The organism is Pseudomonas sp. MAG733B (genome assembly GCF_036884845.1).
GTDB lineage: Bacteria > Pseudomonadota > Gammaproteobacteria > Pseudomonadales > Pseudomonadaceae > Aquipseudomonas.
On record NZ_CP145732.1, the window covers coordinates 3,110,426 to 3,122,920 of the forward strand.

8 protein-coding genes are annotated in these 12,495 nt (G+C 61.6%); all 8 read left to right on the forward strand.

The window, feature by feature from the left end; all coding sequences use genetic code 11:
- Nucleotides 1-2 precede the first annotated feature (2 nt).
- The 8 genes from V6Z53_RS14475 (at nucleotide 3) to V6Z53_RS14510 (ending at nucleotide 12,484) form a co-directional block, all read left to right on the forward strand.
- A complete protein-coding gene (locus V6Z53_RS14475) occupies nucleotides 3-1,526 on the forward strand; it encodes a long-chain fatty acid--CoA ligase (RefSeq protein ID WP_338586202.1) in 1,524 nt (507 codons plus the stop codon).
- Between the two features lie 250 nt (nucleotides 1,527-1,776).
- Nucleotides 1,777-2,916, forward strand: coding sequence for an acyl-CoA dehydrogenase family protein (locus tag V6Z53_RS14480; RefSeq protein WP_338586203.1), 1,140 nt, complete (start codon nucleotides 1,777-1,779; stop codon nucleotides 2,914-2,916).
- A gap of 31 nt (nucleotides 2,917-2,947) precedes the next feature.
- Complete coding sequence (locus V6Z53_RS14485) at nucleotides 2,948-4,156, forward strand: lipid-transfer protein (protein ID WP_338586204.1); 1,209 nt, start codon at nucleotides 2,948-2,950, stop codon at nucleotides 4,154-4,156.
- Between the two features lie 186 nt (nucleotides 4,157-4,342).
- Nucleotides 4,343-6,175 carry a DUF1302 domain-containing protein gene (locus V6Z53_RS14490; protein ID WP_338586205.1) on the forward strand — a complete coding sequence of 611 codons (1,833 nt, stop codon included), beginning with the start codon at nucleotides 4,343-4,345 and terminating at the stop codon, nucleotides 6,173-6,175.
- A gap of 26 nt (nucleotides 6,176-6,201) precedes the next feature.
- Nucleotides 6,202-7,569, forward strand: a complete 1,368-nt coding sequence (locus tag V6Z53_RS14495; RefSeq protein WP_338586207.1) for a DUF1329 domain-containing protein — start codon at nucleotides 6,202-6,204, stop codon at nucleotides 7,567-7,569.
- 126 nt (nucleotides 7,570-7,695) lie between these two features.
- Complete coding sequence (locus V6Z53_RS14500) at nucleotides 7,696-9,888, forward strand: LuxR C-terminal-related transcriptional regulator (protein WP_338586208.1); 2,193 nt, start codon at nucleotides 7,696-7,698, stop codon at nucleotides 9,886-9,888.
- A 132-nt stretch (nucleotides 9,889-10,020) separates the two neighbouring features.
- The gene (locus tag V6Z53_RS14505) at nucleotides 10,021-11,373 is read left to right on the forward strand and encodes a coniferyl aldehyde dehydrogenase (protein ID WP_338586209.1); all 1,353 of its coding nucleotides are present in this window, start codon (nucleotides 10,021-10,023) and stop codon (nucleotides 11,371-11,373) included.
- A gap of 28 nt (nucleotides 11,374-11,401) precedes the next feature.
- Complete coding sequence (locus V6Z53_RS14510; protein WP_338586210.1) at nucleotides 11,402-12,484, forward strand: Zn-dependent alcohol dehydrogenase; 1,083 nt, start codon at nucleotides 11,402-11,404, stop codon at nucleotides 12,482-12,484.
- The last annotated feature ends 11 nt before the right edge of the window (nucleotides 12,485-12,495 follow it).

Sequence of the window (12,495 nt, forward strand, 5' to 3'; positions counted from 1 at the left end):
GCATGTACATGACTCAATGCCTGCAACGCACGCTGCAACAGAACCCCGACCATGTCGCGACGATCTTCGGTGAGCGCCGCCACAGCTACCGTGAATTTGGCGAGCGGGTCGCTTGCCTGGCGGGCGCCTTGCAGAACCTTGGAATGGCGGCGGGGGATCGGGTAGGCATGCTCGCGCTCAACTCCGACCGCTACCTGGAATACATCATGGGCGTGTGGTGGGGCGGTGGCGTGCTCAACCCGGTGAATGTGCGCTGGAGCGTGGCGGAGATTGTCTACTCGCTGGACGATTGCAGCACCGGCATCCTGATCGTTGACGAGCACTTTGCTGCGCTGGCTGACGACATCCGCAAGGCCGCTCGCCATGCGCCGCTCTTCATCTATGCCGGCGAGGGCGAAGTGCCGGTGGGCATGCTCGGTTTCGAGCAACTGATTGCCCAGACTGCACCAGTCGAGGACGCCGGGCGCGGTGGCGAAGACCTCGCCTGCATCATGTACACCGGCGGCACGACCGGTTTTCCCAAGGGCGTAATGCAGTCGCATTTGAACCTGTGGTCGGCGTGCATGCCGCGCATGATGGACATGCCGCCGATCCGTGGTGGCTTGCTGCTGCACGTCGCGCCACTGTTTCACGTGGCCGGCATGGCCCGTGCGCTGATTCAATTTTTAGCCGGTGAAAGTCATGTGCTGGTGTCGGGTTTCGATGCGTTGCAAACACTGCAAATCATCGAGCAGGAACGGGTCACCGAAACGCTGCTGGTGCCGACGATGATCCTGGCATTGCTGGCTCATCCGGATTTTGAACGCTACGACCTCGGCAGCCTGAAACGCCTGACTTACGGCGCGTCACCCAGTGCCGGCGACATGGTCGAACAAGTGCTCGCACGGTTTCCGGACATCGAGTTGTCGCATTCCTATGGATTGACCGAAGCGTGCCCGGTGGTGTCGAGCAATCTGCCGTGCAACCACACACCGGAGGCGCGCATCAGCGGACTGTCGCGCTCGGTGGGGCGCGGCGGCCTGGGTGTCAACGTGAAGATTGTCGACCCGCAAGGCTATGAAGTTCCGCGCGGCACGGTCGGAGAGATCATCGTGCGTGGGCCGAACATCATGCAGGGCTACTGGAACAAACCCGAGGAAACCGCCAAGACGCTGCGCAACGGCTGGTTGTACACCGGTGATGGCGCGTGGATGGATGAGCAGGGTTACTTGTACATCGTCGACCGGCTCAAGGACATGATCGTCAGCGGTGGTGAAAATGTTTACTCCGCCGAGGTCGAAAACGTTCTCGCCCGACACCCGGCCGTGGCCCAGTGCGCGGTGATCGGCATCCCCCATGAGCAGTGGGGCGAGGCGGTGCATGCAGTGGTGGTGTGCAAGCCCGGTTCGCACGTCGATGCCGAGCAGTTGCGTCTGTACTGCCGCGAATTCATCGCCGCCTACAAGTGCCCGAAAACTGTGGAGTTCCGCGACGAGCTGCCGCTGTCGGCAGCGGGCAAAGTCCTCAAGCGCGAACTGCGCAAGTAGCCACACCACATCCCCCCTGTGGGAGCGGGCTTGCTCGCGAAGGCGTCGGCACAATCAACATTGATGTTGACTGGCCAACCGCCTTCGCGAGCAAGCCCGCTCCCACAGGGTCGGTGTTCTATCCCTGAAATATGCTTTCAAACACCCCTAATCCGCTACCCGATCCGGGTGGCTGCATCACCACCCCCCGCCCATACAGTGGACTCACGAACCAGGCGCTCGTCTGCCTGGCAATCCACTGGAGATTCCGATGCACATCAACCGTACCGTCTACCGTGAAGACCACGAAATGCTGCGTGAAACCGCGCGCCGTTTCTTCGAGCGTGAATGCCTGCCCAAGCAAGCGCAGTGGGACGAGGCCGGGCAGGTTGACCGGGAAACCTGGCTCAAGGCCGGTCGCCACAACCTCCTGTGTCTCACCGTGCCGACCGAGTACGGCGGTGGTGGCGGTGACTTCGGTCACTCGGCGGTGTTGATCGAAGAGCTGTACCGCTCCGGTGTTTCGGGTTGGAGCCTGGGCGTGCATTCGGACATCGTTGCGCCGTACATCGTGCGTCTGGGCACCGAAGAGCAGAAGCAACAGTGGCTGCCGAAAATCTGCTCCGGCGAAACCGTCCTCGCCGTTGCGATGACCGAGCCGGGCACCGGTTCCGACCTCAAGGCGATCCGCACCACTGCCGTGCGCGACGGTGACGAGTGGGTGATCAACGGCAGCAAGACCTTCATCAGCAACGGCCTGACCTGCGACATGGTCGTGGTCGTGTGCAAGACGGATCCGAGCGCTGGCGCCAAGGGCTGCAGCCTGATCATGGTCGAGTGCGACCGCGAGGGTTTCCGTCGTGGCCGCAAGCTGGAAAAAGTCGGCCAGCACGCTGCCGACACCGCCGAGCTGTTCTTCGACAACGTGCGCGTGCCGGTGGGCAACCTGCTGGGCGAAGAGAACAAAGGCTTCATGCACCTGATGGAAGAACTGCCGCAAGAGCGCCTGGTGATCGCTCTGTACAGCGCCGCCAAACTTGAGCGTCTGCTGGAGCAAACCGTCGAGTACGTGAAGGACCGCAAGGCTTTCAACCAGACCGTGTGGGACTTCCAGAACACCAAATTCAAACTCGCCGACATCAAGGCCCAGGCCACCGCCGTGCGCCTGACCATCGACCACTACATCGGCGAACACATGCGCCGCCGCCTGACTGTGCAGGAGTCGGCCATCGCCAAGCTGTACGCCACCGAAACCCTGTGGAAATGCATCGACGACATGGTCCAGCTGCATGGCGGCTACGGCTACATGCTCGAGTACCCGATTGCCCGTGCCTTCGTCGACATGCGCGTGACGCGGATTTTCGGTGGCACCAGTGAAGTGCTGCGTGAACTGATCGCGCGCCAGTTGTGAGCCTTTCCTCCTTATTTTTTCAGGTGATTCCATGAGCGAAAAAGTACTGGTTGCCGGTGTCGGCATGATCCCGTTCAACAAGCCCAGCGCCAGCCCGAGTTACGTGCAAATGGGCGCCGAAGCGGTGCGTCGCGCCCTGGCCGATGCGGGTATCGATTACCACCTGGTGCAAGAGGCGTACGCCGGTTATGTGTACGGCGATTCAACCTGTGGCCAGACCGTGCTCTACGAAGTGGGCATGACCGGGATTCCGGTGGTCAACGTCAACAACAACTGCGCCACCGGTTCCACCGCGCTGTTCCTGGCGCGCAAGGCCATCGAATCCGGTTCCGCCGATTGCGTGCTGGCGGTCGGTTTCGAGCAGATGCAAGCCGGGGCGTTGAAGTCTCACTGGGATGACCGCCCGCCAACCCGCGAACGTTTCCTGCCGATACTTCGCGGCTTGACCGCCGACATGGATGGCATGCCCCAGGCCATCCGCACCTTCGGCGGCGCCGGGCGCGAGTACATGCACAAATACGGCACCAAAATGGAAACCTTCGCCGCCGTGCGCGCCAAGGCCAGCCGTCATGCAGCCAACAACCCGCTCGCATTGTTTCGCAAGGTGCTCAGCGTCGAAGACGTGATGAACGACCCGGTGATTCTGCCAGGTGTGATGACCCGACTGATGGCGTGCCCGCCGACCTGCGGTGGTGCTGCGGCAATCCTCGTTTCCGAGCGTTTTGCGAAAAAGCACGGCCTGCGCAGCGACGTGGAAATCGTTGCCCAGGCGATGACCACCGACACCCCCGAATCCTTCAATTTCGAAAAGCCGTCGATGCTCGATTGGGTCGGCACTCACATGACCCACGCTGCCGTCGGACAGGTCTACGAGAAGGCCGGCGTCGGCCCGCAAGACATCGATGTCTGCGAACTGCACGACTGCTTCGCCCAGAACGAGGTGATTTGCTACGAGTCGCTGGGTTTCTGCCCCGAGGGCGGCGCCGAAAAGTTCGTGATGGATGGCGACAACACCTACGGCGGACAGATCGTCATCAACCCGTCCGGCGGCTTGCTTTCCAAGGGCCATCCGCTGGGTGCCACGGGGCTGGCGCAGTGCTACGAGCTGACCCAGCAACTGCGCGGCAACGCCGAACAACGTCAGGTTGAAGGTGCACGTCTGGCCATGGCCCACAACCTTGGTCTGGGCGGCGCCTGCGTGGTGACGCTCTACGGAAAAGTCAGCGGCGCGGCGCAGTGATCAGCACGTTTTTCCAGTGAATGTCACTGAGCGTAACGCCCGGCGAGCACTGCTCAAACCGGGTTGTTACGCAGCGGATTTACCCATGAAAAACCCTGGTTCAAATCACCCGTTCGGGTGTGAGGACCTCACCGGAGCCCCGCTAGCATGGGCTCTCCAACACTTATCCTTAACCGGAGAAACCGCATGACAAAAACAACAATGCGCGGAGTCTTCCAGCCAAGTTTGCTGGCCGTAGCTGTGATGGTTGCAACCTGCGCGGGCAATCAGGCTCACGCTGTTGATTTCAACATCGGGGAGATTCAGGGCACGTTCGATTCGTCGCTGTCGATTGGCGCCAGTTGGTCGACGACCGACCCGGACAAGCAGTTCATATCGAATTTCAACTCACAGGGTGTGACCGGTGGCGAGTCCGCCTCGCGGACCACCGACGACAATCGCCTGAACTTCAAGAAGGGTGAAACCTTCTCGAAGATCTTCAAGGGTGTGCATGACCTGGAACTGAAATACGGCGACAGCGGCGCCTTCGTGCGCGGCAAGTATTGGTACGACTTCGAACTGATGGACGAGAGCCGGCCGTTCTACGATATCAATGACGCCGGACGTGATCGCGCGGCGAAGTCGTCCGGGGCGATGTTCCTCGACAGCTTCGTCTACCACAACTACACGATCGGCGATCAGGTCGGCAACGTGCGGCTTGGCAAGCAAGTGGTGAGCTGGGGCGAGAGTACGTTCATCGGCAATTCGATCAACAGCATCAACCCGGTCGACGTCGCAGCCTTGCGCCGTCCGGGCGCGGAAGTGAAGGAAGGCCTGATCCCGGTCAACCTGCTCTACGTGTCCCAGGGCCTGGCCGACAACATCACCGCCGAAGCGTTTTATCAGCTGGAGTGGGAAAAATCGGTGGTCGACAACTGCGGCACGTTCTTCGGCAACGACGGCGTACCGCAAGGTTGCAACGACCGGTTGGTGATCGCAGGCCTCGACCTGCCACCGGGTGCAGCGCGCAATACCGGTGGTCTGGCGGCCATCGCCGCCGGAACGGACGACGCCTTTATTCCGCGCGTGAAAGACAAGGATGCGCGCGACAGCGGCCAGTATGGCCTGGCGTTGCGCTGGTACGTCCCCGAGGCGAACGACACCGAGTTCGGTGCCTACGCGATGAACTACCACAGTCGTAGCCCGTACCTGAGCATCAACCAGATGAGCAACCCGGCAGGTGGCGTGGCATCGGCGCGCAGTGCCCGCTACTTCATCGATTACCCCGAAGATATTCGTCTCTATGGCTTGAGTTTCCAGACCAACGTCTCGGGCGTTTCACTGGGTGGTGAGGTCAGCTACCGGCCGAACATGCCGCTGCAACTGAACACCGCCGACCTGTTGTCGTCCGCGACCTTCGGCGCCACCTCGCCGTTGATCAGCACCGGTTTCGCCGGTCGCACCCTCGGCGGTGAGGTCAACGGCTACAAGCGCATGCCGGTGACCCAGGCCCAAGTGACCGCGACGCAGTTTTTCGATCAGGTGTTGGGCGCCAGTCGTCTGACCGTGGTGGGTGAGGTGGGTTACAACCACATCAATGGCTTGGGCAAGGCCGATGGTACTGACCTGCGCTTCGGTCGCAGCCCGGCCTTCGGTTCCGGTGAATTGCCGGGCGCTGCCGGGGCGGCCACCTGCCGAGGCACCGCCGCAGGTACGCCGACCGCCAGCAACCCGGCGCAGGAATGCAACGACGATGGCTTCTACACCAGCAACAGCTGGGGCTATCGCCTGCGCGGCAAGCTCGATTACCAGAACGTGATCGCCGGTATCAACCTGTCGCCGAACATCGCCTGGTCCCATGACGTCGAGGGTTACGGCCCGAACTTCGATGAAGGCTCCAAAGCGGTCAGCGTCGGTGTCGATGCGGACTACCTGAACACCTACAACGCCAGCCTGAGTTACACCAATTACTTCGGTGGCGATTTCAACACCAACGTCGACCGCGACTACGTTGCGCTCAGCTTCGGCGTGAATTTCTGATGCAACCCTGCCAGAGGAAACTGAACATGAACGCACGTATTATTCTGCGCGCTGGCGCACTGAGTCTGTCGTTGCTGGCCAGTGGTGTAATGGCCGCTGTGTCCCCACAGGAAGCCGCTCAGCTGGGCACCACGTTGACCCCATTGGGCGCTCAGAAAGAGGGCAATGCCAACGGCAGCATTCCGGCCTGGACCGGTGGCTTGAAACCCGGTGCCGCCGCGCTCGACAACGGTTTTCTCGGTGACCCGTTCGCCAGTGAAAAACCGCAATTCGTAATAACTGCGGCCAACGTCGACCAATACAAGGACAAGCTGACCCCCGGGCAGGTGGCGATGTTCAAGCGCTACCCGGACAGCTACAAGATCCCGGTGTACAAGACCCAGCGCACCGCGTCGTCGCCACAGAACATCTACGACATTGCCAAGAAAAGTGCGGTGACCACCGAGCTGACCCCGGACGGCAACGGTCTGGTCAATTTCACCCAGACCCGTTACTACCCGTTCCCGATTCCGAAGAACGGTGTCGAGGTTTACTGGAACCACACCAACCGTTATCGCGGCGGCAACATGGAGCGCCAGGCTGCTCAAGCCGCGCCGCAAACCAACGGTTCGTATTCCATCGTCGAGTACGACGACAAGCTCGCTTTCCCGCAGTTGATGGAAGGCGTATCGGGTGGCGAGGGCGATAACGTCCTGTATTACTACAAGCAGGAAATCACCGCGCCGTCACGCATGGCCGGCAGTGTGATCCTGATCCACGAGACCATCGATCAGGTCAAGGAACCGCGTCTGGCGTGGGTCTACAACGCCGGTCAGCGCCGCGTGCGTCGTGCACCGCAGGTGGCCTATGACGGCCCGGGCAACGGTTCCGACGGTATGCGCACCGCCGACAACACCGACATGATGAACGGCGCACCGGATCGCTATGACTGGAAACTGGTCGGCAAAAAGGAACTGTACATCCCGTACAACAACTACAAATTGCAGTCGCCGAAAGTGAAGTACGACGACATCATCAAGCCAGGGCACATCAACCAGGACCTGACACGCTACGAGCTGCACCGCGTGTGGCACGTCGAGGCCACGCTCAAGCCCGGCCAACGCCATGTCTACGCCAAACGCGACATGTACTTCGATGAAGACACCTGGCAACTGGCCGAAGTCGATCACTACGACGGTCGGGGTCAGCTGTGGCGGGTAGCGGAAGGTTATGCGATCAACGATTACGAGCGCGGTTCGCCCAACTTCGCCATGCTCGGCATCTATGACCTGATCGCCGGTCGCTACAACGTGCTGGCGATGACCAACCAGTCCAAGCACGCAACGACCTACGGCATGACGGCGAAGATGACCGATTTCACCCCATCGGCGCTGCGTAACGCCGGCATCCGCTGACGCATCCCCGCTTGAAACAACGCCCTGCTCGCAGGGCGTTGTGCGTTGTGCCCACCTGATGCGGGTGGCGCCTGTTCAGTCGCCTGGCTCAATGATGGAATCCTCTCTTCACCCGCGAGGTCCGTCATGTTTGTGCCACGGCCGCATCTGAGCGATCTACTCAAGCGCGAGCAGCGCCGCTTGCAACTGCTTTGTGCACCGGCCGGTTACGGGAAAACCGCGTTGGTGGATGAATATCTGCAAGGGTTGGAGCAATCCGGGCAGGTGGTGTGGCTGAGGTTGGGTGGGCGGGGGCAGACGCTGGAAAGTCTGAATGCCGCGTTGGCAAATGCGCTTGGGGTGGCGGCGGATGCCGTGCTGGCGTTTCTCGATTCAGGAAATGTGGTGACTGAAGCACCGCCATCGCGAGCAGGCTCGCTCCTACAGGGGAACGCGGTCAACTGTAGGAATGAGCCTGCTCGCGATGAGGCCCTTGCAAGCGCTGAAACCCTAAAGGTTCGCCTTGTTTTCGACGACCTGCCAGCCGAGTTGCCCACTGATCTGAACCACTGGTTCGACCAACTCCTGTCCCTGCAAAACCCCCATCTGCACATACTGGTCACCTGCCGCCAACGCCCCGACTGGAACCTGCCGCGCCTGATGCTCAACGGTCAGTTGCTGGAACTGGACGCCCGGCAACTGGCCCTGCGGCCTGATGAGTTCGAAGCGCTGATCAATGGGCTGGCAGCGCAAACCGACACGGCTTTGCGCGTACGACTGTGGCACGAAACCGGTGGCTGGTGCGCTGGTGTTCGCCTGCTATTGCCGTCGGCATTGGGCAATGCGCGGCCGTCATTGCTCGGCCAATACCTCGACCGGGAACTGTTGTCGCGCTTGAGCGAAGCACAGCTGGAGGTCCTGTTCGGCCTCGCGCATTTGTCCAAGGCCAGCGCTGAGCTTTGCGAGCAACTCTGGGAGGGGCAGCGGGCCGGTCGGGTGTTCAACAGTCTGCTGGAGTGCCAGGCCTTTCTGGTCCCGGTCGATCATCAACCCGGCTGGTTCCGCCTGTTGCCTGCGGTGGCGCAAACACTGCAAGGGCAATTGAGCGGTACATCACTGAACCGCTTGCGCCTGCGCGCCTGTCAGTTGCTCAGTGTGCTGGGGCATGTCGATGATGCCGTCGAGCAAGCCCTGTGCGCCGATCAGCCGGAAGTCGCCGCCAACTACATGGAGCGTTTGTGGCTCAGCTGGATTCTCGGCGAACGGCACCTGAACAAGCTCATGGACTGGCGTGAACGCATCGAACCGCAATTGCTGCAAAGCAGTCCGCGTTTGATTTACCTGTGCGCCAAGGCCTTGTTGTTCAGTGGTCGACTGGATGAAGCCGAAGCGTGCCTGCAACGTCTCGGGCACTTTTTGCCGCTCCCCGATCCGCAGCGAAACCGGCGCCTGCTGGCCAACTGGCAGGGTCTCTTCGGTACCTTGCACGCCTTGCGCGGCAATACTGAAACGGCGCGCCTGCACTGTCGCGCCGCCCTTGAAGACCTGACCACGCAGGACTGGCTGTCGGTGTTGTTGTGCCAGTGCATCCTGGCGCGCATCGCCATGCAGACTGCGGATCTGTCCGAGGCGCAGACGCTGCTGCAGTCTTCGCTGGAGCTCGCCCGGCGTCAGGGCAGTCATGAATCGGAAGTGCTGGTCAACACGGACCGGGCGCGGTTGATGATGCTTCAGGGCGATTTTAACCAGGCGCAAGCGCTGTTGCGCACCGAGCTCAAACGCTTGAACGGCAACCGGGCTCAGCCGTATCCATTGCTCGGTCGGTTACTGTTCCAGCACGGCGAATTGCTGTTGCAACAGGGCCATATCGGCGAAGCCGAGCAGGTCGCGCAGGCCGGGTTGATACAGGTGCGCGATTGCTGCGCGCCGTTTGTACTCAATGGTTACCTGTTGTTGTCCGAGATTGCCTCGCGCAATCAGCAACCGGAGAAGGCGCACCTGATGCTGTACGAAGCCGAGCGGCGCATGCATTGGGGCAAGATCGACAGCGCTTGTTACGAGGCGCCGATCGCTGCGCAAAAAGCCCGGATTGCGCAACGCGAACAACCGGCGCCGACCCGCTTGAGCGTCGTGCCGGATTATCAGGATGACCTGACGCCCCGCGAGGTGTCGGTGCTCAAGTTGCTGGCCGAAGGCATGTCGGTGCGGGAGGTCGGCAGCCGGCTGTTCATCTCGGAAAACACCGTCAAGACCCACGCCAAGAACATCAACGTCAAGCTCGGCGCCTGCCGCCGTACCCAGGCCATCAACAGCGCTAAGGCGATGGGCATCCTCGCTTGAATGTCCGCTGTCTGCCGCCACCCACCTGATCCGGGTGGCGGCGCCGCGCCAGTGATGATCAACCATGCAGCCAGACCCCACGCATGGCTGCCTGAGTGCGGCCGCGTCCTGACAAAAACAAGAGAGGTAGTGATGAGCGCCATCGAGAGTTCGCCGGGTACCGACATCCGCACGATCCTGGAAAAACAGCGGGCGGCCTTCCTGGCTCGCGAACCCTACAGCCTCGAAGAACGTTGCGAGTTGCTCGATCGGGCGATCGGCTTGTTGGTCAAGCATGAGCAGGAAATCATCGATGCCCTGACCGCCGATTTTGGCCATCGCAGCCCCGGTTTCTCCAAGGGCAGCGAGGTGCTGTCGCCGTTGGCGACACTCAAGCAGACCAAGGCCGAGCTGGCCGAATGGATGCGCCCGGAAAAACGCCAGGCTCGCACCGGTGACGCCTGGGTGCAATATCAGCCGTTGGGCGTGGTGGGCATCGTCACTGCCTGGAACGTGCCGGGCTACATGGTGTTCAGCGGTTTGGCCGGTGCTTTGGCGGCCGGCAACCGGGTGATGATCAAGCCGTCGGAATTCACCCCGCAGACCTCGGCACTGATCGCGCGGCTGATCCGCTCGGTCTACGCCGAAGAGCAAGTGGCGGTGGTGCTTGGCGGGGCAGAGGTCGGCCAGACCTTCTGCGGCCTGCCGTTCGATCATCTGCTGTTCACCGGCGCCACCAGCATCGGCAAACACGTGCTGCGCGCGGCGGCGGAAAACCTGGTGCCGGTGACCCTGGAACTGGGCGGCAAGTCGCCGACGATTATTTCCCGCACCGCTGATTTCAAGGACGCGGTGGCCAAGGTGGTCATCGGCAAACTGCTCAACGCCGGCCAGTTGTGCGTGGCCCCCGACTATGTGTTCGTTCCGCGAGAGTCGGTGGATGCGTTCATCGGCGTGGCCAAAGCGGTGGTCGCAAAGTTCTTCCCGACGCTCAAGGACAACCCCGAATACACCTCGATCATCAATGCTCGCCACCACGAACGTTTGCAGGGTTACCTGAACGAGGCGCGCGAGGCCGGTGTGGAACTGATCGAGCTGAACGCCGCCGCTGAAGATTTCAGCGAGGGCGCGCGCAACAAAATCGTGCCGACCCTGCTGCGCAATCCCGGTGATGACTTGCAGGTGATGCAGGACGAGATCTTCGGCCCGCTGCTGCCGATCATTCCTTACGACGACATCAGCGAAGTGATCGCCCGGATCAACGCCCGGCCACGGCCGCTGGCGCTGTATTACTTCGGCAACGACGCCGCAGAAGAGGCACTGGTCCTCACGCGTACCTGCTCGGGCGGCGTGACCCTCAATGGCGTGTTGAGCCATGCCAGCACCGAAGGCCTGCCGTTCGGCGGCGTCGGCCAGAGCGGCATGGGCGCCTACCACGGCATCGACGGTTTCCGCACGTTCAGCCACGCCAAAGCGGTGTTGCGCACAGCGGCCAACCCGGCCTGAACCCCACACTATTCTTGAGAGAACTGCCATGAAAGCTGCCGTATTCCATCAGGTTGGAGCCCCACTGGTCATTGAAGAAGTGGGCATCAGCAAACCGGGCCCGCGTGAAGTGTTGATCCGTACCAAAGCGGTGGGTGTCTGCCATTCCGATCTGCACGTGATCGATGGTTCGTTTCCGTATCCGGGGCCGCTGGTGCTGGGCCACGAGGCGGCCGGTGTGGTCGAACAGGTCGGTTCCGAAGTGCGCTCGGTCAAGCCCGGCGATCATGTAGTCACGTGCCTGACCGTGTTCTGTGGCCATTGCGACCACTGCGTGACCGGTCATCTGGCGCGCTGCGTGTCGCCGGAAACCAAGCGCGGCAAGGATGAAGAGTCGCGCCTGACTTACGTGCAAAAGCCGATCCCGCAATTCGTCAACCTGTCCGGGTTTGCCGAGCAGATGTTGGTGCATGAAAACGCCTGCGTGGCGATCCGCCGTGACATGCCGCTGGACCGCGCCGCTTTGCTCGGTTGCGCCGTCACCACTGGCACTGGCGCGGTGTTCAATACCGCCAAGGTACGTCCGGGCGAGACCGTGGCCGTGATCGGCTGCGGCGGTATCGGCCTGGCCGCGATCAACGGCGCGGCGCTGGCCGGGGCAGGGCGGATCATCGCCATCGACATGCTCGACTCTAAATTGGAACTGGCCAAACAGTTCGGTGCCACCGATGTGATCAACGGCCGCGATGGCGATGCGGCCAAACAGGTTTTGGAGTTGACGCGCGGCGGCGTGCATCACTCCTTCGAGTGCATCGGCCTCAAGCAGACCGCCGAGCAGGCGTTCGCCATGCTGGCTCGCGGCGGCACCGCCACGGTGATCGGCATGCTCAAGCCGGGCCTGAAAATCGAACTGGACCCGCTGCAATTGCTGCACGAACGACGCATCCAGGGTTCGCTGATGGGCTCCAACCGCTTCCCGGTCGACATGCCGCGCCTGGTGGATTTCTACATGGCCGGCAAGCTCAAGCTCGACGAGATGATTTCCCAACGCATCCGCCTCGACCAGATCAACGAAGCGTTCGATGAATTGCGTCGCGGTGAGCTGGCGCGTTCGGTGATCGTTTTCGAATAAACACCGCAATT

What these genes read in the sequence shown, in the direction of transcription:
- V6Z53_RS14490 (WP_338586205.1), top strand. Translation starts at nt 4,343, where the DNA reads ATGACAAAAACAACAATGCGCGGAGTCTTCCAGCCAAGTTTGCTGGCC.
- V6Z53_RS14495 (WP_338586207.1), top strand. Translation starts at nt 6,202, where the DNA reads ATGAACGCACGTATTATTCTGCGCGCTGGCGCACTGAGTCTGTCGTTG.
- V6Z53_RS14480 (WP_338586203.1), top strand. Translation starts at nt 1,777, where the DNA reads ATGCACATCAACCGTACCGTCTACCGTGAAGACCACGAAATGCTGCGT.
- V6Z53_RS14485 (WP_338586204.1), top strand. Translation starts at nt 2,948, where the DNA reads ATGAGCGAAAAAGTACTGGTTGCCGGTGTCGGCATGATCCCGTTCAAC.
- V6Z53_RS14510 (WP_338586210.1), top strand. Translation starts at nt 11,402, where the DNA reads ATGAAAGCTGCCGTATTCCATCAGGTTGGAGCCCCACTGGTCATTGAA.
- V6Z53_RS14475 (WP_338586202.1), top strand. Translation starts at nt 3, where the DNA reads ATGTACATGACTCAATGCCTGCAACGCACGCTGCAACAGAACCCCGAC.
- V6Z53_RS14500 (WP_338586208.1), top strand. Translation starts at nt 7,696, where the DNA reads ATGTTTGTGCCACGGCCGCATCTGAGCGATCTACTCAAGCGCGAGCAG.
- V6Z53_RS14505 (WP_338586209.1), top strand. Translation starts at nt 10,021, where the DNA reads ATGAGCGCCATCGAGAGTTCGCCGGGTACCGACATCCGCACGATCCTG.